This window comes from Microbispora sp. CSR-4, from assembly GCF_008033685.1.
In the GTDB taxonomy this organism is placed as follows: domain Bacteria; phylum Actinomycetota; class Actinomycetes; order Streptosporangiales; family Streptosporangiaceae; genus Microbispora.
In genome coordinates, this window is sequence record NZ_VJVX01000015.1 from 61,426 (window position 1) to 84,903 (window position 23,478).

The window sequence follows — 23,478 nt, forward strand, 5'->3', positions numbered from 1 at the left end:
GCGAGGCTGACGACGCCGGTGCGGTCAGCCTCCGTCGCCGGTGAGCCGGGCGAACAGGCGCGCGGCGTCGGGCTGCTTCCACTCGATCCGGTTCGGGTCCTTCTCGTAGGGCCGCCAGGGCACGGTCAGGGCCGTGACCCGGGTGCCGGCCCGTCGCACGTCCTCCGCCAGCGCGAGCATGGTGTCCAGGTCCAGACCCGCGTCCGTGGTGACGGACGTCGCGGCCACGCGGACGAGAGCGGACAGGGCGGCGGGGGTGTCGATACGCGAGACCTTCTTGAGCATCGCCTGCATCAGGGCCATGTTCCGCTTGATGCGGGCGATGTCGGAGCCGTCGCCCACATAGCGCAGGCGCGCGTACGCCACGGCGGTCTCGCCGTCGACCACCGAGCGGCCGGCCGGCAGCCTGAGCTTCGACCTGGGGTCGTCCACGGCACGGGGGAGGGTGACCTCGACGCCGCCGAGCGCGTCGACCAGCTTCGCCAGCCCGTCGTAACGGACGGCGACGGCGTGGTCGACGCGCACGCCCGTGGCGGTCTCCACCGTCTTCCACGCGCAGGTCAGGCCGCCGATCGCATACGCCTGGTTGATCATGTCCTCATGTGCGGCGATGGTCCGGCCGTCGGCCGACCGGCACTGCGGGATCCGGACCATGGAGTCGCGGGGCAGGCTGACGGCCGTCGCCTGCTTCCGGTCGGCGGACAGCCGCAGGAGGACCATGAGGTCGCTGCGCTCGCCCAGGTCGCCGACGCGTGCGGACGTCGGGCGCCGGTCGGAGCCGAGGAGCAGCACGGTCAGGGCCTCGCCCTTCCTGGGAGGACGGTCTCCCGCGGGCGGCGCCACGGTGTGCGCGCCGGTCGTCCCGCGCAGCAGCACGGTCGGCAGCACAACCAGCGCGGCGGTGACCACGGCGACCGCCGCCAGCGCGATCCAGCCCGCCCGGCGTCCGCCGGTGAACCACGTCGGGCGCCGGCGGCGCCCGCCCGCCGCCTCGTCGAGCAGGCGGCGCCGCCGGCGCGCGAGCCCTGCCGGGGGCTCATGTTCGAGGTCGCGGCCGAGGTCGCGGAGCATCGTGAGGTCGTCCATGGCTACTCCTCGTCCCGCAGCGGATTGGTGTGGCCGAGCGCCTCGCGCACCTTGCGACGCGCCCGGTTGAGACGTGAACGCACGGTGCCCACGGGGATGCCGAGGGCCTGCGCCACCTCCTCGTACGTCAGGTCGGCCCACGCGATGAGCAGCAGGACGTCGCGGTCGCCCTTCGGCAGGCGCGCCAGCGCGGCGGCCAGCAGCGGGCGTACGGCCGTGGCACGCACGCCGTCCTCGACGCGCTCGGCGGGGGACTCCGCGACGTCGTCGAGCGGGCTGCGGGTGAGCGCCCGATAACGGGCGGCCTCGTCACGGTGGTGCCTGGAGACCAGCTTGCTGACGATGCCGAACAGCCAGGGACGGGCGTCGGGGCGGGTCAGGTCGTAGCGGTCCCGGCGCCGGAACGCCACCAGGAACGTCTCGCCCACCAGGTCCTCGGCGACCTCGGGGCCGAGGCGGCGGGACACGTAGCGGTAGAGCATCGAGGCGTAGCGGTCGAACAGCGCCGCGAACGCCTCGGGCCGCGCCCTGGACTCGGCGATCAGATCCGAGTCCAGGCGTGGAGTGGCAAGGGGAATCATCGACGACACCATGGCATCGAGCCGGCCTGACCCTTCGTGGGGGAACGGACAGCCATGTCTCGCCACTCGCCGCGTTCCGGGTTCACGGCATGGACGGCCCCGGCCGGTACGCCTGCGGCCCGCCGCGCGGCGTCCGGGCCGGCGAGCGGCCGTCAGTGCGACGCGGCCGGCACGCTCGCGGGCTCGTCGCCGGTGACCCGCAGACCGCGTACGCCCGGGGCGAGCAGCGCGGCCAGCGTGACCAGGATGATGATCGCCCCGCAGGCGACCAGCGCCGGCCGAGGCCCCACCGCGATGGCCACCGGCCCGGCCAGCAGCAGGCCGAGCGGCCCGAACATCAGGGACCCGAGCGCGTCGTAGGAGCTCACACGCGACAGCGACTCGGGCGGGATCTCGCGCTGCATCGTGGTCTGCCACAGCACGCCGAAGATGTCGAAGCACACCCCCATCACGAACGCCCCGCCCACGACCGTCCACAACGGCGCGTCGATGCCCAGCAGCACGTACGGCAAAGCCGTGGGCAGCGTGAAGAGCGTGCCGAGCAGGATGGGCCGCCGGGGTCGCAGGCGCAGCGTGACGACCACCCCGACGATCGTGCCGACGGCCTCGCCCGCGAGGACGGCCGACCAGGCGGGCGCCCCGCCCAGCGACTGCTTGGCGACCAGCGGCCCGAGCACGCCGTGGGCGGCCTGCAGCGCCATGACCAGAATCGAGAACTGGGCGACGACCACCCACAGCCACTGCCGCGAGACGAACTCGCGCCAGCCGTCCCGCAGGTCGGCCAGCACCGAGTGCCCGCCGCCGGCCGCGCGCTCGGCGGGCGTGAGGCGCAGCAGCGCGATCAGCACGGCGGCCACGGCGAACATCGCCCCGCTGGCCGCCAGCGCCCACCCGCCTCCCAGCAGGACCACGGCCGCGCCGCTCAGCACGAGGCCGGCGACGCGGGAGATGTTCTGTCCCAGGCCAAGCAGCGCGTTCGCGGTCTGCAACCGGTCGGCCGGCACCACGTCCGGGATGATCCCGGTGAGGGCGGGGAACAGGACCGCGGAGGCGACCCCGCTCACCGCGCTCGCCGTCACGAGGGCGGGAAGCGGCGTCCAGCCCGTGAGCATCATCGCGCCCAGGCAGAAGTACGCCGCCGCGTTGAGCGACTCCCCCGCCATCATGACCCGGTTGCGCGGCAGCCGGTCCGCGATCACCCCGCCGACGAGCATGAACAGCACCATCGGCAGCGCCTCGGCGGTGAGCACGGCGGACAGTGTCTTGGCGGTCGCGCCCGGCAGGCCGAGCACGCCGAAGGCGAGGGCGACCGGCGCGAAGGCCGTGCCGAGTACGGAGATCGTCCGGGCGACCAGCAGCAGGGCGAACCGCCGATCCCTGAGCAGGCCGAGATCACGGTTGAGGCCAGGCATGGGGACAACTCCGGAGGACGTGGAATTACGTGGAGCGTGGAAAGGAAGGCGACAAAAGAAAGCGACCCAGAAAGGCCGACACTTCATCGTGCCGTCCCCGCCCGCGCCCGTCACCTCATTTACGCCCGGGCGCGGCGCTTCGGTCAGCCCCGGGATCTCGCCGTACGGGTGTGGCGATCCCGGGTCGCTGGACGACGAGCGCGGCACATCGGCTGGGCCTGGGGCCTCGCTGGACGGCCAGCGTGCGTGACCGTCCCCGCCCGCAGCGCGTCCCCGCCCGGCCGTAGTGAGCGCGCCCGGCGTCGCCGTTCCCGGTCAGACGTCTTTGGTATAGCGGTGGCACCTGCCGTCGAGCCAGGCGCGGTAGTCCGCGGTGTGGCTGGTCATCACGCTGTTGGCAGCCTCGTCGAGCACGGCCTGCCATCGCGGTTCGTTGAGCTGCCAGGGAGGCGGCGGCTCGTCCCACTTGACGCCGTCGGTCCACTTCGCCGCCGAACCACGCAGGTGGTCCGGCAGCCGTTCGGCGAGCTCCGCCTTGATCCACTTGTCACGTGAGTAGACGAGGATCGGCTGCGCGTCCTGCCGTTCGACGATGGGATCGATGATCTCCCGCCAGGCGGCGGCGCCGTGCACCGGGTCGGCGAGCACGGGCGCGACGGACTTCTTGATCTCCAGCAGCGCGAGCAGCCCTCGGGCGCGGACGTGATCGAGCCACTCCCGCAGGGTCGGCACCCGCTCACCCGCGTACGGCCCGCGGGCGATCCGGCGGTCGCGCAGGTTGCCGGGTCCCTCGGCCCACCCGATCTCGCGGATCTCCTGCAGGGGGCCGGTCAGCCCGTTGGTCGTCCTGTTGTGCCACATGACGGCCTTCGTGCCGCGCCGGGTGAGCTGTACGTCGGCCTCTACGCCGTCGGCGCCCCACGAGGCCTGGTCGTCGACCGCCCGCAGCACGTTGGGCTGGCGGATCAGGTCCTTGGCCTTGGCGCCGGTGCTCTTCGGGTAGCCGCCGTGGCCGATCACCAGCGGACACGGCGGCGGCTCCTCCGCCTGCGCGAGTGCGGGCGTGGCGGTCATCGCGACCACGAGCGCCATCGCGATCACGAATACCCGCACCGCGACCACGGAGGCCCGGGTGACGACGAGCGCCGCGGCGACCACGAGTACACCCGCTGCGACCACGAAGGCCCGGGTGACGACGAGCGCCGTGGGGACCACGAGTACACCCATCGCCTCTACGAGGGCCCGTGCGGCTGTGCGGGCCCGTGCGACCACGAGGGCAGGCGTGGCTTTCAGCGTTGCCCTGGTCATCGCTCGCCCTCCCTGCCCACTCGCCGCCCGCTCCTATGCCCGCTCGCCGCCCGCGCCGTGCGCCCGCCCGCGCCGTGCCCGCCCGCGTCGTGCGCCCGCCCGCGTCGTGCGCCCGCCCGCGTCGTGCTGGACCACGGCCGACGAGCGCATTGTGAGCGGCCCTCCGGGGATCATGCTGCTCATGCCGCGCGGACGGTGATCCTTTCTGGACGGCTATGGGGATTCTTGACGACTACAGGGAACGGCTCAGACGAGCTGGGCGGCCTGGAGCCGATCGACAGGTGCTGCATCCTGCGGCACAGCGCGGAGCGCAGTGTCAGCAGGTCGGCGACGGGCGCGTGCCGGACGAGCGCGTCGATGACGTTCGCGGTGACCAGCGGGAGCAGCCAGGCCGGGCTGTGCTCGACCACGAACCCGAGAAGGGTAAAAAGCCCGTAAAGATCCTTGAAGTCGAAGGTGGATGTGCCCAGGGACGGGCAGCGCCTCGCGAGGGAGAACGCGGGGCATCCGGTGCCTATCCTGAAGGGCGGAGGGTAGCCTCGTCGGCAGCGCAAGAGCGATCCTCCCGACCGTCCGCTCTTGCGGATACCTCGCGAAAGGTGGCCCATGGGCGGAGGTGATCGCGTGACGCGGCTCGGCCCTGTGAGCGGCCTCGAGGGAGACGAAACGGCCCTCGCAACCATGATCGGCCTGGTGCAGGGCGTGCTCGACGCGATCGCGCTCCAGGGCGTGTGGCTGGTCCCCATCGGCGATCAGGAGGCCGGGGCGACCCTCGACTTCGAGGTGTGCGCGGCCAGTCCCGACGCCAGGGACATCCACGACAGGACCGGCAAGGAGCTCGTCGGCCTGCGCGTGCTCGAGGCGTATCCGAGCGTCGCAGGCTCCCCGCTGTGGGACGCCTACCTCCGCGTCATGGAGACCGGGGAGCCCGAGGACATCGATCCCTACGTGCACCGCGAGGACGAGGACGGCGTGCCTCATCTGTCCGCCTACGGTGTGCGCCTGGCCCGGCTGCACGGCGGCCTTCTCGTCTCCTGGGTCCGCCGAGACAGGGAGGAGCGCCTGTCGGCCCGGCTGCTCCACACCGAGCGCCTGGGACACCTCGGCTGGGGGCACTGGAGCCTGATCACCGGCGAGGCCGAATGGTCCGACCAGCTCTACGTCATCCACGGCCGTGACCCGGCCGACGGGCCGTTCGCGCTGGAGCACTACCGCGAGATCGCCCACCCCGACGACGTCCCGATCGTGGAGCACGCGCTGACGACGCTGAGCGGCAGCGGCGGGCCGCACGAGTTCGAGATCCGCATCGACGTCGACGGCGAATATCGGCACATCAGGGCCACGGCCGAGGTCACCAGGGATGTGAGCGGACAGCCCGTCGAGATCCACGGCGTCGTGCAGGACGTGACCGACTGGCGCCGTACGGCCGACGAGCTCGCCGAGGTCACCCAGCGGCTGGAGGAGGAGTCGCAGGTCACCGCGCGGCTGCAGAGCATCATCCTGCCGATGCAGGACGCCGTGCCCGGCCTGCAGATCGGCGTGCGCTACTTTCCCGCCGAGACGGCGCCGCTGGGCGGCGACTGGTATCAGGCGATCCATCTCGATCACGGCGAGGCACTGCTGGCCGTGGGCGACGTCGCCGGGCACGGCCTGGCCGCCGCCTCCGCCATGGCCAAGCTGCGGCACGCGATCACGGGGCTGGCCTTCGCCGACCACGATCCGGCGCAGATCCTCGTGGCGCTGAACCGGCTGCTCAGGCGGATGCGGCCCGACGTGCTGGCGACGTCCGTCGTGGCCCACTACCGCACGAAGGACCGCACACTGACGTGGACCCACGCGGGCCACCCGCCCATGCTGCTCGTCAGAGGAAACGGGGTGCACCGGCTGCTGCACCCCGGCGTGCTGCTCGGCGTCTTCGAGGACGTGAGCTACAGCTGCGCCGAGATGCGGCTTGAGCCCGAGGACCTGCTCCTCATGTTCACCGACGGCCTCATCGAACGTCCGGGCCGCGACCTGTTCGAAGGCCTCGACATCCTCAGCGCGGCGGTCGCCGAGACCGTGTCAAGGGTGCCACCGCAGGCTCGTGTGGCGGCGGTCATGGAGGCCCTGGCCCCGAGCAACACCGGCGACGACACCTGCATCCTGGTCGCGCGCATTCTGCCGAACTCCTTGGAAGTGTTCTGATGTCCGATCTTCCTGACCTCTCGACAGCCGAGACCACGTTCGCCGCCGAGAGCAGCGGAAGCATCGGGGTGCTGACGGTGCGGGGGACGCTCGACTTCACCACGCACGAACAGGCCACCGAGTTCTTCGACAAGGCGTTCGCCCAGTTCGGGCCATACCTGGTGGTGAACCTGCTCGAACTGGGCTTCCTCGACTCCAGGGCGACAGGGCTGCTGGTCACCCGCTGGAAGCGGGCGCTGGACGAGGGAGGCTGGCTGGGCCTCGTCGCGGTCGAGCGCGGCGCGGCCCGCGCGTTGTGGATCACCGGGCTGGCGTCCCACATCCCGGTCTTCCCCACCGTCGTGGACGCCCTCGCCGCCGCGCCGGCCCGCGACGCCGAATAGCCGCTTTGTCGTGGATCGTCACCTGGCGTCCAACTCCTCATCACATGCCCGCCGTGGGCGGGATAGAGCCCATGAGCGGGGGTAGCACCCGAGGAAGTCGGCCGTGGAAGGGGCGAAGCCATGAAACGTCTCGTTGCCGGAGCGGCGGCGCTCGCGGCCGCCGGCCTGGGGATGGCGCGATGGGCGGCCTCGCGTGGCCGGGTGCCGGGCGCGGCGAAGGACCCGCTGGAGTCCAGCCGCTGGCTGGGCATCACGATCAACCGTCCGCCGGACGAGGTCGCACCGGGCGGGCATCTGCCCGAGCCGCTGGGCCGGATGGACGCCGAGGTGCGGATGAACCGGGCACCCGGCGACCGGGGGACCGAACTCTACGCCCGGCCCAGGGCACAGCGGCCCGGCACCCTCGCCCGGCTGCGTGGCGGGGAGGACCCCCGCACCGAGATCCGTACGGCGTTGCGCGAGACGAAGTCGCTGCTGGAGACCGGCGACGTGCTGCGTTCGGACGAGGAGATGGAGACGACCCGGCCGACCCTGCCGGGCAAGGTCCTCGACATGGCGCTGGGACGCGCGGCGGAAGGAGGGCGGCTGTGAAGGCGCTGTGCTGGCAGGGCGTGAACGAGCTGTCGGTCGAGCAGGTGCCCGACCCCGCGATCCTCAACGCCCAGGACGCGATCGTGAAGGTCACGGCGAGCACCACCTGCGGCTCCGACCTTCACCTGCTCGGCGGCTACATCCCGGCCATGCGGGCCGGCGACGTCATCGGGCACGAGTTCATCGGCGAGATCGTCGATGTCGGCCCCGAGGTGAGCCGGCACCGGCCGGGCGACCGGGTGGTGGTCTGCTCGATCATCGGATGCGGCCGCTGCTGGGCCTGTCGTCACGACGAGTGGTCGCTGTGCGAGAACAGCAACCCCTCGCCGGGCATCACGGACCTCATGTGGGGCGGCACGACCGCCGGCATCTACGGCTACTCCCATGCGATGGGCGGCTTCCGGGGCAGCCACGCCGAGTACATCCGGGTGCCCTTCGTGGACTACAACGCGTTCACCATCCCCGAGGGCGTCTCGGACCTCGACGCCCTGTTCGCCTCCGACGCGGCCCCGACGGGCTGGATGGGCGCGGAGCTCGGCGGCGTGAAGCCGGGAGACGTGGTCGCGGTGTGGGGGTGCGGCGGTGTCGGTCAGATGGCCGCCCGGGCCGCCATGCTCCTCGGCGCCGAGCGGGTCATCGCGATCGACCGCTATCCGGAACGGCTGGCCATGACCGCCCGCCACGTCGGCTGCGAGGTGATCGACTACACGAGCACCGACGTCACGGCCGAGCTGCGCGAACGCACCGGCGGCCGGGGCCCGGACGTGTGCGTCGAGGCCGTCGGCATGGAAGCCGACAGCACCGGGATCCAGCGCGTCTACGACGGGATCAAGCAGCAGCTCCGCCTGGAGCAGGACCGCCCGATCGCGGTGCGGGAGGCGATCCACGCCTGCCGCACGGGCGGCTCGGTGTTCGTGCTGGGGGTCTTCGCCGGCTTCGTGGACAAGTTCCCGCTCGGCGCGCTGATGAACAAGGGCCTCACGCTGCGCGGCGCGCAGCAGCACGGCCAGCGGTTCATCCCGAAGCTTCTCGACCGCATCGCGAAGGGGGACCTGAAGACCTCCTACCTCGCGACGCACGTCATGACGCTCGACGAGGGGCCCAAGGGCTACGAGCTGTTCAAGCACAAGAAGGACGGCTGCGTCCGCGCCGTCTTCCGCCCCTGGGCCTGACGCGCCGTCGGCCTGACGCGTGAGAGGGCGCCCGCCGCCTCCCTGTGAGGCGGCGGGCGCTGATCTCAGCGGACGGCCGGGGCGGCCAGCCGTTCCGCCTCGTGATGCAGTGCCTCGATGAGGACGAGCTCCAGGCGGAGCTCGTCGTCCACGAGGCTCTCGAGGACGTCCATCCGGGCCTCCTTGTTTCCAAAGACGTCCCGCGCCGCGCGACGGTTGACCATGGCGCGATGCGGATTCGGATGGAATGTGGCAATGCGTCCCGCCGATCGCGCCGCTTCCCGGTTACCCAGGAAAGACGCGACTTCACTCACTTCAGCCACAAAGGTCCCGTGAAAAACAAAAAGTCCACTCCGACCGGAGCGGACGCAGGCATGAACACGCCACAGAAGCGCGAGTGCCGTATAGTGAGAGATTCCCGATCATCTGAAAGTCAGACGCTCTCACTAGGAGTTTATCACAGGAATGGGTGACCGTCAATCCGAGTCCGCTCGCGCCGAGGCCCTGCGGATCGAACAGTCCTACGTCTCCATGCTGTACGGCCGCCTCGACGTCGCCCGGGAACGGGCCGAGCGCGGCATGCGGGAAGTCCTGGCCCGGGGCGGCACGGGCACCCGGCAGGCCGTCGTGGAACGGGAGGCGGCGGCGGCCGAACATGCCCGCCGCCTCGCGCAACTGTCGGCCGTCGAACGCGGCCTGTGCTTCGGGCGCGTCGACGACGCCGAGGGCGAGACCCTCTACGTCGGCCGCATCGGGCTGCGCGACGACGATCACACGTCCGTGCTCGTCGACTGGCGGGCCCCCGCCGCCCGCCCCTTCTACGTCGCCACCCCCGGCGACCCGGGCCCGCTCGTACGCCGCCGCCACCTGCACACCCGATATCGCGAGGTCGTGGGCATCGACGACGAGGTCTTCGACCTCGACCGGATGGCCGACGGAGACCGCCGTACGCTCGTCGGCGAGGCCGCGCTGCTCGCGGCGCTGCGCCGTGGCCGCACCGGACGCATGGGCGAGGTCGTCGCCACCATCCAGCGCGAGCAGGACCGGGTGATCCGCTCGGGCCTGGCGGGGGCGCTCGTCGTGCAGGGCGGGCCGGGCACGGGCAAGACCGTCGCCGCGCTGCACCGGGCGGCGTACCTGCTCTACACCTACCGCGACACGCTGGAACGGCGCGGCGTGCTCGTCATCGGCCCCAACGCGACGTTCTCCCGCTACATCAGCCAGGTGCTGCCCGCGCTGGGCGAGACGCAGGTGGTGCTGACGAGCATGGGCGGGCTCCACCCCGGGGTGCGGGCCACCGCCGAGGACGAGCCGGCCGTCGCGGTCGTCAAGGGCGACCCGCGCATGGCCGAGGTGATCGAAGGGGCGGTCCGCGACCGCGAGCGGGTGCCCGAGGGCGACCTGGAGGTGAAGATCCCCGTCCGCACGTCGGTGCGCGGCGGCGTGGAGGTCGTGGTCGAGGAGATGACGCTGCGGGTCGACCACGCCACGTGCCTGCGGGCCCGCGACCGCGCCCGCGGCCTGCGGCGGCAGCACAACATCGCCCGCTGGACGTTCGTGGACGAGATGCTGCGGGCGCTCGCGTGGGACGAGGCGGAGCGGCTCGACCGGCCGCTTGAGGACGGCGACCTGGAGTATGCCGCCACCACCCTGTGGGAGCACCGGTCGGTGCGCGACGCGCTCGACGCCCTGTGGACGGAGATCACTCCCGAGCGGCTCGTCCGCGAGCTCCTGTCGGACGAGGAACGGCTGCGCGCGGCGGCCGTGCCCCACCTCACGGAGGAGGAGCTGGCGCTCCTGCTGCGGCCCCGCGAGGCGCCGTGGACGGTCGGCGACGTCCCCCTGCTCGACGAGGCCGCCGAGCTGCTCGGCGCGTACGACTACGGGGCGGGGGCCCGGCGTCGCCGCGCGGAGGACGAGCGCCGCGAGGAGGAACTGTACGCGCGGGAGGTCCTGACGATCACCGACGTCGATCCGGTGCTCGACGCGGCCCTGCTGGCCGGCCGCAACCGCGACGACGGGCCGTACGTGACGACGGCCGACCGGGCCGGCCGCGACCGCACCTGGGCGTATGGGCACGTGATCGTGGACGAGGCGCAGGAGCTGTCGGCGATGGCCTGGCGGACGGTGATGCGGCGGGGCCCGGCCCGCCCCCCGACGGGCGTCGGCGACATCGCCCAGACCGGCTCGGCGGCGGGCGCGCGGTCGTGGGGCGAGATGCTCGACCCGTACGTGAAGGGACGCTGGCGGGAGGAGCGCCTGCTGGTCAACTACCGGACACCGGCCGAGATCATGGAGGTCGCCGCCGACGTGCTGCGGGCCGTCGCGCCCGGGGAGGAGCCGCCCGAGTCGGTCAGGTCCGGCGGCGCCCGCCCCCGCGCCGTGCCCGCGGACGGCACCGACCTGCGGCTGCTGGTGGAGTCGGAGCTGCGCGAGATCGGGGAGGGGCGGGTCGGCGTCGTCGCGCCGGACGCCCGGCACGCGGAGGTCGCCGCGCTGTTCCCCGAGGCGGTCGATCCCCTGGACAGCCCCGTGGCCGTCCTCACCGTACGCGGCTCGAAGGGCCTGGAGTTCGACGCCGTGGTGGTCGTGGACCCCGAGGGCATCCTGCGTCAGTCGCCGCAGGGCGGCCAGGACCTCTATGTCGCCATCACCCGGGCGACCCGGCGGCTCACCGTGGTCTACGAGGACCGCCTCCCCGCCGTACTGCACCGCCTGGAGGCCCCGGCCCCCTAGACACGCGACGAGGGAAGACCCGGCCTGAGGGCGTCCCGGGCAGCCGAGCAAAGCGAGGCGAACGAACACGGCGACCAGGCGCGACGAGGGAGGCGTTCATCACGCGCCCTCGGCGCGACCCCGGCGGATCACAGCGCCCCGATGAGCGACGCGGGAGACACAGCACGGCCGGCGTTGGGGGAACGCCGGCCGTGCCGGGTGGCTGTGAGGGACGTGCTAAGGCATTTTTCCCGAGATCTCGTCGGCGGCCTTGTCGGCCTTCTCACCGGCGTCCTCGGCCTTGTCTCCGACCCACTTGCTGGCGTCGGAGCCGGTGTGCCGCATGCTCTCCCGCATGGTCTCGGTCCAGCGCTGGGCGTTGTTCCGATACATCGCCACACCGACCGCGCCGATGGCGACGCCGCCGAGCAGCGCGACGACGGGCCAGCGCCGGCGGGGCCTCCTGGTGCTGGTCACGTCGATCCTGCGGGCCAACTCGGCCAGGAACGCGCTCACGATCGGAGCGATCTGCTCCTCGACCGACTGCGCCGCCTGGTCGAGCTTCGGCGCCGCCCAGACCCTGGCGTCCTCGAGCCGGTGCGACGCGAGATCGCGTGCGCTCTCCGCCACCGGACTCATCCGCCCACTGGCCTTCATCGCCTGGTCTTTCATCCTGGTCAGCCACGTCTGCGGGATGACCACCTCGGCGCGACGCCTTCTGTTCATTGTCAGGGACACGATCAACCTCCCCAATCGACGGGGCCCCGGAACGACCCCTTCCCGGATGGTTGTGGCTCAATCACGAACGGTGCTTGAAGGCATGCTCGATACCCTGTTCACCGGACAACTAACACGAGCAACCAAAGGGGGCGGCCCTCGTGGCTGACAACCTCATCGCGAATCTGCGCACGAACCACGGCACGATCCGCGTCCAGCTTTTCCCCAACAAGGCGCCGAAGACCGTGCGCAACTTCGTCGAGCTCGCCGAGGGCACCCGGGAGTGGACCCACCCGGAGACCGGTGAGAAGCAGACCAACACCAAGCTCTACGACGGCACGATCTTCCACCGTGTCATCAACGGCTTCATGATCCAGGGCGGCGACCCGCTCGGGCAGGGCGTCGGCGGCCCCGGCTACAGCTTCGACGACGAGATCCACCCGGAGAACCAGTTCAACCGGCCCTACCTGCTCGCCATGGCGAACGCGGGCAAGCGGTTCGGCAAGGGCACCAACGGCTCCCAGTTCTTCATCACGGTGAGCCCGCAGCCGCACCTCAACCAGGGCCACACGATCTTCGGTGAGGTGATCGAGGGCACCGAGGTGGTCGACGCGATCGCCAAGACCCCCACCGGCCGCAACGACAGGCCCGTGAACGACGTGGTCCTCGAAGAGGTCACCATCGAGCGGTCCTGACGCCGCTCCGTCCGGCGCTCTGGAGACGCCCCGGCCCCCGCGAACACGCGGCCGGGGCGTCTCCGGCTTATAGGCTGGCTGGTGGATGCGCCCCCACCAAGGGACCCGCCAAGGAAGGACCCCATGACCTCCCTGCCTCCGCCGCCCCCGCAGCCGGGGGCGCAAGCCGTGCCCACCTGCTATCGGCACCCCGACCGCGAGACCTACGTCCGCTGTCAGCGCTGCGAGCGCCCGATCTGCCCCGACTGCATGCACGACGCGGCGGTCGGTCACCAGTGCCCCGAGTGCGTCCGCGAGGGCAACCGCGAGGTGCGGCAGGCCCAGGCGACGTTCGGCGGCGCCGCCGTGGCCGCGCCCCGCGTCACGTGGACCCTGCTGATCCTCAACGTGCTCGCGTACGCGGCCGAGGTCCTGCGCCCGGACGAGGTCATCCAGCGGTTCGCGATGTGGTCGCTCGGGGTCCACATGGGCGAGTGGTGGCGGCTGATCACCAGCGCCTTCCTGCACTCCCCGCCGCCGTCGTTCTGGCACATCCTGTTCAACATGTGGGCGCTCTACGCGCTGGGCCCGGAGCTGGAGCGCAGGCTCGGCTCGGGCCGGTTCGCGGCGCTCTACCTGCTGTCGGCGCTGGGCGGCTCGGTCGCCATCTATCTGTTCGGCACGTCGGCCGTCGGCGCCTCCGGCGCCATCTACGGCCTGTTCGGCGCGTTGTTCGTCGTCGCCCGCAGGCTCGGCTACGACGCCCGCGGCGTCCTGTGGCTGATCGGCATCAACGTGGTCATCACGTTCGTCGTGCCGGGCGTCAGCTGGCAGGGCCATCTCGGCGGGCTCGTGACCGGCACGATCATCGCCGCCGGCTTCGCCTACGCGCCACAGCGCAACCGCACCCTCGTGCAGGCCGGGGTCGCCGCCGCGGTGCTGGTGGCGCTGGTCCTGACCGTCACCACGCTCCCGCCGTACGGGCTGCTGCAGGGCGCGTTCACCTGACGCTTCCCGCGCCGGGCCGCGTGATGCGGTCGAGCCAGCGCCGCAGCAGGGCGGTTTCGGCCGGCTCAAGGGCGTCGGTGCCGGCGAGGTCGAGCTGCGCGCGCAGGCGCAGCGCGGCCTCGCGGAGGGGATCGGCGTCCTCCCGCGTGGTCGTCTCGGTGAGCACATGCGCGAACACGGCGTCGCGCATGCGGTGAGACAGCGCGGGGTCGTCGAAGAGCTCCGGATTCGCGAGGTGGTCGAGGGCGGTCCCGACGCACGCGGACATGATCAGCCGGGCGGCGACCGGTGGATCCACCCGCAGCGCGCCGATCGCCGCGCACCGCACGAGCGTCGCCTCCAGCAGCTCGAACACCCGGTCGCGAGCCGTGGACCGGGACCATGGCCGGGGCGTGAACATGAGCCGATAGAGGGCGGGGTTCTCCCGTGCGAACGCCATGTGACCGTCCCAGCCGGCCCGGAGGTCGTCGACCGGGTCGGCCGTCTGCTCCTGCGCGGCCTTGATCGCGGCGTAGCGCTCGTATCCGTGGTCGGCGACGGCGTCGAGGAGCCCTCGCTTGTCGCCGAACAGCCGGTAGAGCACGGGCTGGGTCACGCCGACCGCCTCGCAGACCGCCCGCGTGGCGATGTCGCTGTCCGGGGACGTCGCCAGTTGCTTCTCGGCGGCCTCGATCATCGCCGCATGTAGGGTGTCCGCGCCTGTCATGTAATCGATGATACGAAATTTTACTAGCGCCGATATTGCGGTCGTGCTAACGTCGCCTTCGTAACGCCGATATGGCTACCTCCTATCAATGATATTGGAAGCCAAGGGGGGGTCTCCAATGAGTGCTCAGCGCGTGGCCGTCGTCACCGGCGGCTCCCGCGGCATCGGCCGGGCGATCGCGACGACGCTGGCGGCGCGCGACTTCGCCGTCGTCGTGGGATACCAGGGAGCGGCCTCGGCCGCGGCCGAGGTGGTCGACGCCGTCACGTCGGCCGGCGGCCGGGCGATCGCCGCCCAGGCCGACGTCGCGGACGAGAACGCGGTCGCGGCGATGTTCGACGCGGCGGAGAAGGAGTTCGGCGGGATCGACGTCGTCGTCAACTCGGCGGGGCGTCTGACCCTGTCCCCGATCGCCGACCTCGATCTCGACGATCTGGACGCCCTGCACCGCACCAACATCCGCGGCACCTTCGTCATCGCGCGGGAGGCGGCGCGCCGCGTGCGCGACGGCGGCACGATCATCACGATGTCCACGTCCGTCGTCGGCCTGCAACTGCCTGCCTACGGGGCGTACGTCGCCAGCAAGGGCGCTGTCGAGGCGATGACATTAGTGCTCGCCCGTGAGCTGCGAGGGCGGCAGATCACGGTCAACGCGGTGGCGCCCGGCCCGACCGCCACCGAGCTGTTCTTCGAGGGCAAGGACGAAGCCACGATCGAGCGGATGGCCAAGCAGCCCCCGCTCGAACGGCTCGGCACCCCCGAGGACATCGCGGAGGTCGTCGCCTTCCTGGCGAGCCCCGCGGGGCACTGGGTCAACGGGCAGGTCGTGCGCGCGAACGGCGGCATCGTCTGACCCCGGCCGCAGTCCTCCGCCGTACCTCGCCGCCGCATTCCGGTCCGAGAACACCGGGCGACCACCCTGGTCCTGCTCGAAGAGGTGCCTGACGGCGGCTGGGGCCTCGGCGGGAACATCCTCACCGCCGAGATGCTCGGCCGGAGCTGACGATTCCCGCGCCGGGCCGGGCAATTCACCGCCCGGCCCGAGCCCGGCGCAAACCCGTCAGAGGGCCGCTCATTCTGCTGCCCACAGGCTGTGGATAAAGGCTGTGGAAAGAATTTTAAGAAAGCGGCCTAACGCCACTTCGTCGACAGTACGACGCCGACGATGATGAGTCCGAAACCGATCAGCAGGTTCCAGTTCGCCAGAGCGGAGATACCGGGAACGCTCGGCGCGATGTAGTAGATCGCGATCCAGGCGATACCGATGATCCAGCAGGCCACCATGACGGGGGCGAGCCAGCGGGGGCTGACCTTCACCGTCTGCGCCTTCTGCGGCGGCGTGTATACGGCCTTCTTGCGGGTCTTCGACTTGGGCACGGGAGCTTCTCCTGGTGGGTACCCGCGCGGTCGTGCGGGCTGGTGTCAATAGCGTAATCGCTGTGGCGGTGAAGTCCCGAGCAAGGATAGTCGGCGCGGGCCCCGCCGGGCGATCCCCCATGCGGGATTGCCGTACGCTGAAAGTCCGATTTCCGCTTGGCACACCCAGCCACCCCGGCGAAGCGGGAGACAGCTATGAGCCCGATCCGGGTGCTCGTGGTCGACAATCACGACAGCTTCGTGCACACGATCGTGCAGTACCTGCGCGGCCTGGGCGCGGACTGCGACGTACGGCCGCGCGACCACGTCACCGTGGGCGACGCCGACGCCTTCGACGCCGTGCTCGTGTCGCCGGGACCCGGCACGCCGGAGGCCGCCGGGGTGTCGGTGCCCCTCGTACGGCACTGCGCCGGGCGCGGCCTGCCGCTGCTCGGGGTCTGCCTCGGTCATCAGGCCATCGCCGTGGCGTACGGCGCCGCGGTGGACCGCGCGCCCGAGCTCATGCACGGCCGCACCAGCCTGATCTCCCACGACGGGCGGGGCGTGTTCCGGGAGCTCCCGTCTCCGGTCACGATGACGCGCTACCACTCGCTCGCCGTGGTCCCCGGCACCGTGCCGGACACGCTGGAGGTGACGGCCACCACCCCGGACGGCGTCATCATGGGCCTGCGCCACCGCGACGCCCCCATCGAGGGCGTGCAGTTCCACCCCGAGTCGGTGGTGTCCGAGCATGGTCATCGGTTGCTCGGAAATTGGCTCGCGCAGATTGTGTAACGCTTTCCGCTCTCGTTACGACTAGAAGAGTGAGGGCTTCCGCCATTGCCCCCGAGTGGCGGAAGCCCTTCCTCATGTCCGGCACCTCTCCCACGGCCGGCAAGGGTCTGCAGGGGTCGGCAGGGGTCGGCAGAGGTCGGCCAGGTGACCGGAGACGCCGGGAGGTCGCGCTCGCCGGGAGGCCGCGGTCCCGTCCACGCCGACGCCCCATCCAGGCCGCTCGCAGGGCCGTTGATCCCCGTGCGAAAGGTCCCCGGTCGCCGAGCCGGCGCCTGATCCGGGCCGCTCGCCGAAACGATGGTCCTGCGGAAGACCCCGGCCGCTGAGCGACGCCGGGCAGCCGCTCACCGGGCCGCTTTCCGGGCCACATTGGCCGAAACGCCGACGGCGGCCACCGCCTCGCAGTGACCGCCGTCCGCTCGTCTCGTGCTAGTTGCCGAACGGGTTGTCGCCGCCGTCGCCGGGCGGGCCGATCTGGACGCCGCCGCCGTCCCCGTTGTTGGGGTCGTTGGGGTCGCCGCCGCCGTCCCCGGTGTCGCCGCCGTCGCCGGTGTCGTCCGACGGCGGGTCGCTGTTGGGCTGGTCGTTGGTCGGCGGCTGCTCCTGCGACGGGCCGGTGGAGACCGTCAGCGTGATCGTGGTGTTGGGGTTAGCCTTGGCCCCCGCCTGCGGCGACTGGTCGATCACGTTGCCCTTGGCCACCACGTCGCTCGGTTGCGGCGACGTCTTGACCTTGAAGCCGGCGCTCTTCAGCATCTGCGTCGCGTCCTCGAGCGTGTAGCCGACGACGCTCGGGACCTCGGTCATCTCCAGAGGCACGTACAGCCGCACCAGGGCGCCCTTCGCGACCTTCTCGCCCGGCTTGGGGTTGCTGTCGAAGACCTTGCCCTGCTCCTTGGCGGAGGCCTTCGGCACGATGCTGACCTTCAGCTCCAGCGCCTCCAGCTCGGCCCTGGCCTCCTCGGGCGACTTGCCGATCAGGTCGTCCGGGACGGTGACCTTCTCCTCGCCCTTGGACACGATGACGGTGACCGTGGCCCCGCGGTCGGCCTGCTCACCTCCGGCGGGGTCGGTGCTCACGACGGCGCCCTTGGGCACGTCGCCGTTGAACTCCTCCGGCCCGAACGCGACCTTGAACCCGGCCGCCTCCAACGCCTGCTTGGCCGCCGCCTTCGTCTGGTTCGTCACCGACGGCACCTGGACCTGGTCGGCGGCGGAGGAGCCGCCGGACCCGAGGAAGGCGTAGCCGACGCCGATCATGGCGCCGATCACCACCAGCGGGATGAGGATCCACAGGGCGGTCTTCAGCGCGGTGTTGCCGCCGCCGCTGCGCCGCCGTCCGTCGTATCGGCCGCCGCCGCGCTCCTCGCGGGCGTACTCGTAGTCGGGGATGGCGCGGGTGCTCTGCGTCATGGGCGCGCCGCCGGCCGTGGTCATCGTCCGCGTGCGGTCGGCCCCGCCATACCCGTTGTACTGCTGGGTGGCCATCGCCATCGTCTGCGGGTCGACCGGCATGCCCGACAGCGCCCGCTGGATGTCGCCGCGCATCTCCGCGGCGCTCTGGTAGCGCTGGACCGGGTCCTTGGCCATCGCCTTGAGCACGATCGCGTCGGCCCACTGCGGGATCTCGGGGTCGATCCGCGACGGCGGGATGGGGTCCTCCCGCACGTGCTGGTAGGCGATCGCCACGGGGGAGTCCCCGGTGAAGGGCGGCTGGCCGGTGAGCAGCTCGTACAGCACACAGCCGGTCGAGTAGATGTCGCTGCGGGCGTCCACGCGCTCGCCGCGGGCCTGCTCGGGGGACAGGTACTGCGCGGTGCCGATCACCTGCGCGGTCTGGGTCATCGTGGCGGCGGAGTCGGCCATCGCCCGGGCGATGCCGAAGTCCATGACCTTGACCTCGCCGTTGACCGTCAACATGATGTTGGCCGGCTTGATGTCCCGGTGGACGATGCCGCCCCGGTGGCTGTAGTCGAGCGCCCGCAGGATGCCGTCCACCAGCTCCATGGCCCGCTCGGGCAGCAGCCGCCGGTCCGCGCGCAGCAGGTCGCGCAGCGTCCGCCCGTCCACGAACTCCATCACGATGTACGGCACCGGCGTGCCGTCCATCATGTCCTCGCCGGTGTCGTACACGGCGATGATCGACGGGTGGTTGAGCGAGGCGGCCGACTGCGCCTCACGCCGGAAGCGCGCCTGGAACGTGTGGTCCCTGGCGAGATCGGAGCGGAGCGTCTTGATGGCGACGACACGGTCCAGCCGGATGTCCCGGGCGCGATACACCTCGGCCATGCCGCCACGCCCCACGACGCCATCCAGCTCGTAGCGTCCGCCGAGAAGTCGTGGCTGAGTCATTTCCTGCACTGTCCCTTGCCGTTCATCGTGGGGTGCCACCGGTCTCCATCATCGACCCCTGTGCTCATCACTCCCCCTCATCCGGAGGGTTCGTGTCGGGTGGGGCCTCCGTAGGGGGCGGAGTCTCACTGGGTTCCGTGGCCGGGGTGGACGTCGGAGTAGGGGTCGAGGTCGAGGTCGGGGACGAAGCCGGTGTGGGCGTCTGGGTTGATGCCGACGTGCTTACGGTAGCCGACGGAACGGCGCTCGGCTCGTCCGACGCCGCCGGAGTGGTCGGCGTTTGCGACCGTGGAATCTCTGACCTGTACGAACGTGCCGACGACGGCTTCGGCGACGGCGAGGGGGCCGGTGAGGCGGGCGGCGCGACCGTCTGACCGGGGTCCTGCGGCGGTTCGCCGGTGTGGGCCGCGGTGAAGGCCAGAACGCCGATGCCGACCGCGGCGGCGCAGCCCGCCGTCACGAGAAGCAGGGTCGTCCGGCGGCGCCGTCCGCCCACGGGTCCCGTGGGTCCCATGGTTCCCTCGGGGCCGCCGGGGCGTCGCGTACGGGCGGCGGGGGCGCCCGCGGGCGCCCTCCGCGTCACGGGCGTGACCGGGCCCAGCGGCGCGGTGGAGCCGGAACGCGGAGCGGCGGAGCCCGGACGCGAGCCCGTGGCTCCAGGACGCGGTGTGCCGGCGCCCTCGGGCTCGCCCAGGGGCGCCGTCAGGCCGGGCGTGGCCGGAGGCGTCGTACGGCCCGCGCCGCCCGCCGCCGGGAAGCCCTGGGGGTCGGTCAGCGAGCCGAGGGCCGCCGTCGAGGGGCCCGTGCCCGCGAGGGCGTCGCGCAGCGTCCGCACCCTGTCGAGGAGCACCGGCCCCGTCTCCGGCCGCGTGGCGGGGTCCTTGGCGAGCATGGCCGTCACGAGAGCCGCCACCGGAGCGGGCACCGTTCCTGGCAGCGGCGGAGGCGTGTCGTTGAGGTGCCGCAGCGCGAGCGCCACCGCGGTCTCCGCCGTGAACGGCGGCCGGCCCGCGAGGCACTCGTAGGCCACCACCCCGAGCGAATAGATGTCGCTCGCCGGGGTGAGCGTGGTGCCGGACGCCTGCTCCGGGCTCACATACTGGGCGGTGCCGAGGATGGTGCCGGTCGCGGTCAGCGGCGCGGCCTCCAGCGCACGGGCGATGCCGAAGTCGGTGATCTTGACCTGGCCGGTCCCGGTGACGAGCAGGTTGCCCGGCTTGACGTCGCGGTGGATCACACCGGCCCGGTGGGCCGCGTACAGGCCCCGGGCGGTCTGCTCGACGACGTCGAGCGTGACGTCGGGGCCGAGCGCGCCGTTGCGGGCGAGGATGGCCGACAGCGGCTCGCCCCGCACCAGCTCCATCACGAGGTAGGCCAGGCCGTCGCTCTCGCCGTAGTCGAAGACCTGGGCGATGCCCGGATCGGTCAGGCCGGCGGTGATCCTGGCCTCGGAGCGGAACCGGTCGCGGAAGGTGGCGTCGCCCGCGACGTGGCGGCCGAGCAGCTTGATCGCCACCTCCCGGCCGAGCAGCTCGTCCTCGGCCCGCCAGACCTCGCCCATGCCGCCCGCGGCGATGGGGGAGATCAGCCGATATCGGCCACCGAGCACGGTGTCGGTCATGTGTCGGTCACCGCCCGAGCACCGCCTGCATGACGTCGTGCGCGATCGGCGCGGCCACCGCGCCGCCGGTCGCGTCGTTGCCTGCGCTGCCCGACTCCACGAAGACCGCCACGGCGACCTTCGGGTCGTCACCCACCGGGGCGAAGGAGATGAACCACGCGTGCGACGGCTTGCCCGGCAGGGTCTCCGCCGTGCCGGTCTTGCCCGCCACGGTGATGCCGGGGATCCTGGCCGCGCCGCCGGTGCCGTGCTCCACGACGCTGATCATCATCTTGGTCAGCTCACCGGCCACCTCGGGCGTGACGGCCTCGTCCAGCTCCTCGGGGTCGGTCCCGTCGATCTCCGCGCCGTCCGGCCCCATGATCTTGTTGACCAGGTACGGCTTCATGACCGTGCCCTGGTTGGCGATGCCGGCCGCGACCATCGCCATCTGCAGCGGGGTCATCTGGTTGCTCTGCTGGCCGATCGCGGTCTTGGCGAGAGCCGCCTTGCCCTCGTCGGGGCCGATGTCGCTGGGCGCGACCTCCATGGGGATCTTCAGCGGCTGGCCGACCCCGAACTTCTCGGCCTGCTCCTTGAGCTTGTCGTAGCCGACGTCCATGCCCATGATCGCGAACGGCGTGTTGCAGGAGATGGTGAGCGCCTGCACCAGCGTCGCCCGGCCGCCGCACGACTCGCCGTGATAGTTGGGCAGCGAGATGTTCGTGCCCGGCAGCGGCAGCGCGTCGGGCGCGTCGACCTGCGTGTTCTCGTCGCGCGAGGTGTCCTCGCTGAGGTAGGCCGCCGAGGTGACCGTCTTGAACGTGGACCCCGGGGCGAACGTCAGGTTGATGGCCCGGTTGAGCAGCGGCTTGTTGTCGTCCTTGTTCAGCTTGTTGTAGGCCTTGTTGACGGTGTCCTTGTTCGCCTTGGCCAGCGGGTTCGGGTCGTACGACGGCACCGACACCATCGCCAGGATCTTGCCGGTCTTCGGTTCGAGCGCGACGACCGCGCCGCGCTTGCCGGTGCCGGCCAGGTCCTTGTACGCGACCTCCTGGGCCTTGGTGTTCAGGGTGAGGTCGACGCTCGCGCCCTTGGCCGGCTTGCCGCTGACCAGGTCGATGGCCCGGCGGACCACCAGGTCGGGGTGGCTGCCGTCGAGGTAGCGGTTCATGGCGGCCTCGATGCCCGAGGCGCTCTCCGGCGCGAACCAGCCGACGACGTGCGTGAACGGCTTGCCGAGCGGATACTCCCGCTCGAACCGGAACTGCTTGTCGCCGGTGTCCACCGTCTTGGCCAGCGTCGTCTTGCCGTTGTCGGCCGTGATCCAGCCCCGGTCGATGTTGTAGCGGTTGAACAACATGCGCACGTTGCGCGAGTCGTTGCGCAGGCCCTCGGCCTTCACCGAGCCCAAGTAGGTCACGTTGGCCATGAGCAGGCCGAACATGAGCAGGCAGGCCACGGCGACACGCTTGAGCGGGCTGTTCATCGCTGCATCACCTGGGTCAGTCCCTCGTCCTGGATCGCCTGCGGCGGCGGCCGGCGGGCCGCGTCGGACATCCGTACGAGCAGGGCGATGAGCATCCAGTTGGCCAGCAGCGCCGAGCCTCCGGCGGACATGAACGGCGTCACGAGACCGGTCAGCGGGATCAGCCGGGTCACGCCGCCGACGATGATGAAGATCTGCCAGGCGAGGATGAACGACAGGCCGCCCGCGAGCAGCTTGGTGAACGGGTCGCGGGCGGCCAGCGCGGTGCGCAGCCCCCGCTCGACGATGAGCGCGTAAACCATGAGGATGGCCATCAGGCCGGTGAGACCGAGTTCCTCGCCCGTCGCCGTGAAGATGAAGTCGGAGAACGACAGCGGGACCTTGTACGGGTACCCCTGCCCGAGGCCGGTGCCGAGGATGCCGCCCGAGCCCATGGCGAACATGCCCTGCATGAGCTGGAAACTGCCGCCGCCCGCGTCGTACAGCGCGGGGTCCTCGGCGTGCAGCCAGACGTTGAAGCGGGCCTCGACGTGACTGAAGATCTGCCCGGCGAGGAAGGCGCCGCCGACGAACAGCAGGATGCCGATGAGCACCCACGAGGTGCGCTGGGTCGCGACGTAGAGCATCGCGACGAACGCGCCGAACAGCAGCAGCGAGCTGCCGAGGTCCTTCTGCATCACCAGGACGCCGAGGCTGATTCCCCAGGTGATGAGGACGGGACCGAGGTCGCGGGCGCGGGGCAGGTCGATGAACAGCAGGCGGCGGCCCGCCAGAGCCAGCACGTCGCGCTTGGCGACCAGATATCCCGCGAAGAAGACGACCAGGGCCAGCTTGGCGAACTCGGCGGGCTGGATGCTGAAGGGGCCGATGCCGACCCAGATGCGCGCGCCGTTGATCTCCCTGCCGATGAAGGGCAGCATCGGCAGCACCAGCAGCGCGATGCCGGCGAAGCCGGCGGTGTAGGTGAAGCGCTGCAAGACGCGGTGGTCCCTCAACGCGATCAGTGTCGCGGAGAACATCACCACGCCGAGCGCCGTCCACATGAGCTGGTTCGCCGCCGAGGCGAGATGCTCCCCGGCCAGCTCGATCCGGTAGATCATCACCAGACCGATGCCGTTCACCAGCGTCACGAGGGGAAGCAGAAGGGGATCGGCCCAGGGTGCCCACTTGGCCAGCACCAGGTAGGCCGCGAGCATCAGACCGCCGAGGCCGAGGCCGTAGCCGAGCATGCCGGACGGGACCTTGCCGTTGATCCCGAGCCCGACGCTGGCGTACGCGCCCATCACGATCAGCACGGCGAAGGCGAGCATGCCCAGCTGGGCGCCGCGCCTCTTCGCGGTCATCGGTAC

The 23,478-nt window shown here is 71.4% G+C and carries 21 protein-coding genes; 9 read left to right on the forward strand and 12 right to left on the reverse strand.

Annotation, left to right across the window (positions count from 1 at the left end; all coding sequences use genetic code 11):
* Positions 1-24: 24 nt before the first annotated feature.
* From FLV34_RS14015 to FLV34_RS14035, 5 genes are all read right to left on the reverse strand, one after another.
* A complete protein-coding gene (locus FLV34_RS14015; RefSeq protein ID WP_147943300.1) occupies positions 25-1,086 on the reverse strand; it encodes an LCP family protein in 1,062 nt (353 codons plus the stop codon).
* 2 nt (positions 1,087-1,088) lie between these two features.
* A complete protein-coding gene (locus tag FLV34_RS14020; protein ID WP_185949008.1) occupies positions 1,089-1,667 on the reverse strand; it encodes an RNA polymerase sigma factor in 579 nt (192 codons plus the stop codon).
* Positions 1,668-1,819: 152 nt separating this feature from the next.
* Positions 1,820-3,079 (reverse strand): MFS transporter, encoded by a 1,260-nt coding sequence (locus tag FLV34_RS14025; protein ID WP_142649158.1) that lies wholly within the window; start codon positions 3,077-3,079, stop codon positions 1,820-1,822.
* Positions 3,080-3,394: 315 nt separating this feature from the next.
* The gene (locus FLV34_RS14030; protein ID WP_240971656.1) at positions 3,395-4,387 is read right to left on the reverse strand and encodes a glycerophosphodiester phosphodiesterase family protein; all 993 of its coding nucleotides are present in this window, start codon (positions 4,385-4,387) and stop codon (positions 3,395-3,397) included.
* A gap of 179 nt (positions 4,388-4,566) precedes the next feature.
* Positions 4,567-4,797 (reverse strand): hypothetical protein, encoded by a 231-nt coding sequence (locus FLV34_RS14035; RefSeq protein ID WP_142649159.1) that lies wholly within the window; start codon positions 4,795-4,797, stop codon positions 4,567-4,569.
* Between the two features lie 271 nt (positions 4,798-5,068).
* On the opposite strand from FLV34_RS14035, the gene FLV34_RS14040 reads away from it, so the two are divergent.
* The 5 genes from FLV34_RS14040 to FLV34_RS14060 all read left to right on the forward strand — a co-directional run bounded on the left by FLV34_RS14040 (position 5,069) and on the right by FLV34_RS14060 (position 11,453).
* The gene (locus tag FLV34_RS14040; RefSeq protein WP_168066142.1) at positions 5,069-6,571 is read left to right on the forward strand and encodes a PP2C family protein-serine/threonine phosphatase; all 1,503 of its coding nucleotides are present in this window, start codon (positions 5,069-5,071) and stop codon (positions 6,569-6,571) included.
* Positions 6,571-6,954, forward strand: coding sequence for an STAS domain-containing protein (locus FLV34_RS14045; protein WP_142649161.1), 384 nt, complete (start codon positions 6,571-6,573; stop codon positions 6,952-6,954). Before FLV34_RS14040 ends, FLV34_RS14045 begins: the two co-directional genes overlap by 1 nt.
* A 120-nt stretch (positions 6,955-7,074) precedes the next feature.
* Positions 7,075-7,545 carry a hypothetical protein gene (locus tag FLV34_RS42410; protein WP_142649162.1) on the forward strand — a complete coding sequence of 157 codons (471 nt, stop codon included), beginning with the start codon at positions 7,075-7,077 and terminating at the stop codon, positions 7,543-7,545.
* A complete protein-coding gene (locus tag FLV34_RS14055) occupies positions 7,542-8,717 on the forward strand; it encodes a zinc-dependent alcohol dehydrogenase (protein WP_142649163.1) in 1,176 nt (391 codons plus the stop codon). The genes FLV34_RS42410 and FLV34_RS14055 overlap by 4 nt, the downstream gene beginning before the upstream one ends.
* A 465-nt stretch (positions 8,718-9,182) precedes the next feature.
* Positions 9,183-11,453, forward strand: coding sequence for an ATP-binding domain-containing protein (locus tag FLV34_RS14060; protein ID WP_147943301.1), 2,271 nt, complete (start codon positions 9,183-9,185; stop codon positions 11,451-11,453).
* Between the two features lie 216 nt (positions 11,454-11,669).
* Here the strand turns inward: FLV34_RS14060 and FLV34_RS14065 are convergent, their stop codons facing one another.
* Positions 11,670-12,158, reverse strand: a complete 489-nt coding sequence (locus tag FLV34_RS14065) for a hypothetical protein (protein WP_147943302.1) — start codon at positions 12,156-12,158, stop codon at positions 11,670-11,672.
* A 152-nt stretch (positions 12,159-12,310) separates the two neighbouring features.
* Between FLV34_RS14065 and FLV34_RS14070 the strand changes: the two genes are divergently transcribed.
* Together FLV34_RS14070 and FLV34_RS14075 are read left to right on the forward strand one after the other, a co-directional pair.
* On the forward strand, positions 12,311-12,844 hold the full coding sequence (locus FLV34_RS14070) for a peptidylprolyl isomerase (RefSeq protein ID WP_142649166.1): 534 nt from the start codon (positions 12,311-12,313) through the stop codon (positions 12,842-12,844).
* 123 nt (positions 12,845-12,967) lie between these two features.
* Positions 12,968-13,831 (forward strand): rhomboid family intramembrane serine protease, encoded by an 864-nt coding sequence (locus FLV34_RS14075; protein ID WP_147943303.1) that lies wholly within the window; start codon positions 12,968-12,970, stop codon positions 13,829-13,831.
* On the opposite strand, the gene FLV34_RS14080 is transcribed toward FLV34_RS14075, so the two are convergent.
* Positions 13,824-14,537, reverse strand: coding sequence for a TetR/AcrR family transcriptional regulator (locus FLV34_RS14080; RefSeq protein WP_142649168.1), 714 nt, complete (start codon positions 14,535-14,537; stop codon positions 13,824-13,826). The genes FLV34_RS14075 and FLV34_RS14080 overlap by 8 nt on opposite strands.
* Positions 14,538-14,655: 118 nt before the next feature.
* Here FLV34_RS14080 and FLV34_RS14085 point away from each other — a divergent pair, with 118 nt between their 5' ends.
* A complete protein-coding gene (locus FLV34_RS14085) occupies positions 14,656-15,390 on the forward strand; it encodes an SDR family oxidoreductase (RefSeq protein ID WP_142649169.1) in 735 nt (244 codons plus the stop codon).
* Between the two features lie 278 nt (positions 15,391-15,668).
* On the opposite strand, the gene FLV34_RS14095 is transcribed toward FLV34_RS14085, so the two are convergent.
* A complete protein-coding gene (locus FLV34_RS14095) occupies positions 15,669-15,914 on the reverse strand; it encodes a cell division protein CrgA (RefSeq protein ID WP_142619141.1) in 246 nt (81 codons plus the stop codon).
* Between the two features lie 195 nt (positions 15,915-16,109).
* On the opposite strand from FLV34_RS14095, the gene FLV34_RS14100 reads away from it, so the two are divergent.
* On the forward strand, positions 16,110-16,688 hold the full coding sequence (locus FLV34_RS14100) for an aminodeoxychorismate/anthranilate synthase component II (protein ID WP_147943304.1): 579 nt from the start codon (positions 16,110-16,112) through the stop codon (positions 16,686-16,688).
* A 429-nt stretch (positions 16,689-17,117) separates the two neighbouring features.
* On the opposite strand, the gene pknB is transcribed toward FLV34_RS14100, so the two are convergent.
* From pknB to FLV34_RS14120, 4 genes are all read right to left on the reverse strand, one after another.
* Positions 17,118-19,040, reverse strand: coding sequence for a Stk1 family PASTA domain-containing Ser/Thr kinase (gene pknB / locus FLV34_RS14105; RefSeq protein WP_142649171.1), 1,923 nt, complete (start codon positions 19,038-19,040; stop codon positions 17,118-17,120).
* Between the two features lie 67 nt (positions 19,041-19,107).
* A complete protein-coding gene (locus FLV34_RS14110) occupies positions 19,108-20,661 on the reverse strand; it encodes a serine/threonine-protein kinase (protein WP_142649172.1) in 1,554 nt (517 codons plus the stop codon).
* Between the two features lie 7 nt (positions 20,662-20,668).
* On the reverse strand, positions 20,669-22,129 hold the full coding sequence (locus tag FLV34_RS14115; RefSeq protein WP_142649173.1) for a penicillin-binding protein 2: 1,461 nt from the start codon (positions 22,127-22,129) through the stop codon (positions 20,669-20,671).
* Entirely contained in the window at positions 22,126-23,472 is a 1,347-nt protein-coding gene (locus tag FLV34_RS14120) for an FtsW/RodA/SpoVE family cell cycle protein (protein ID WP_147943305.1), read from the reverse strand. The genes FLV34_RS14115 and FLV34_RS14120 overlap by 4 nt, the downstream gene beginning before the upstream one ends.
* Between the last annotated feature and the right edge of the window lie 6 nt (positions 23,473-23,478).

Bases quoted from the DNA above. Each gene is read 5' to 3' on its own strand.
- FLV34_RS14015 (WP_147943300.1), bottom strand. From the start codon at position 1,086: ATGGACGACCTCACGATGCTCCGCGACCTCGGCCGCGACCTCGAACAT.
- FLV34_RS14020 (WP_185949008.1), bottom strand. From the start codon at position 1,667: ATGATTCCCCTTGCCACTCCACGCCTGGACTCGGATCTGATCGCCGAG.
- FLV34_RS14025 (WP_142649158.1), bottom strand. From the start codon at position 3,079: ATGCCTGGCCTCAACCGTGATCTCGGCCTGCTCAGGGATCGGCGGTTC.
- FLV34_RS14030 (WP_240971656.1), bottom strand. From the start codon at position 4,387: ATGACCAGGGCAACGCTGAAAGCCACGCCTGCCCTCGTGGTCGCACGG.
- FLV34_RS14040 (WP_168066142.1), top strand. From the start codon at position 5,069: ATGATCGGCCTGGTGCAGGGCGTGCTCGACGCGATCGCGCTCCAGGGC.
- FLV34_RS14045 (WP_142649161.1), top strand. From the start codon at position 6,571: ATGTCCGATCTTCCTGACCTCTCGACAGCCGAGACCACGTTCGCCGCC.
- FLV34_RS42410 (WP_142649162.1), top strand. From the start codon at position 7,075: ATGAAACGTCTCGTTGCCGGAGCGGCGGCGCTCGCGGCCGCCGGCCTG.
- FLV34_RS14060 (WP_147943301.1), top strand. From the start codon at position 9,183: ATGGGTGACCGTCAATCCGAGTCCGCTCGCGCCGAGGCCCTGCGGATC.
- FLV34_RS14065 (WP_147943302.1), bottom strand. From the start codon at position 12,158: ATGAACAGAAGGCGTCGCGCCGAGGTGGTCATCCCGCAGACGTGGCTG.
- FLV34_RS14075 (WP_147943303.1), top strand. From the start codon at position 12,968: ATGACCTCCCTGCCTCCGCCGCCCCCGCAGCCGGGGGCGCAAGCCGTG.
- FLV34_RS14080 (WP_142649168.1), bottom strand. From the start codon at position 14,537: ATGACAGGCGCGGACACCCTACATGCGGCGATGATCGAGGCCGCCGAG.
- FLV34_RS14085 (WP_142649169.1), top strand. From the start codon at position 14,656: ATGAGTGCTCAGCGCGTGGCCGTCGTCACCGGCGGCTCCCGCGGCATC.
- FLV34_RS14100 (WP_147943304.1), top strand. From the start codon at position 16,110: ATGAGCCCGATCCGGGTGCTCGTGGTCGACAATCACGACAGCTTCGTG.
- pknB (WP_142649171.1), bottom strand. From the start codon at position 19,040: ATGACTCAGCCACGACTTCTCGGCGGACGCTACGAGCTGGATGGCGTC.
- FLV34_RS14110 (WP_142649172.1), bottom strand. From the start codon at position 20,661: ATGACCGACACCGTGCTCGGTGGCCGATATCGGCTGATCTCCCCCATC.
- FLV34_RS14115 (WP_142649173.1), bottom strand. From the start codon at position 22,129: ATGAACAGCCCGCTCAAGCGTGTCGCCGTGGCCTGCCTGCTCATGTTC.
- FLV34_RS14120 (WP_147943305.1), bottom strand. From the start codon at position 23,472: ATGACCGCGAAGAGGCGCGGCGCCCAGCTGGGCATGCTCGCCTTCGCC.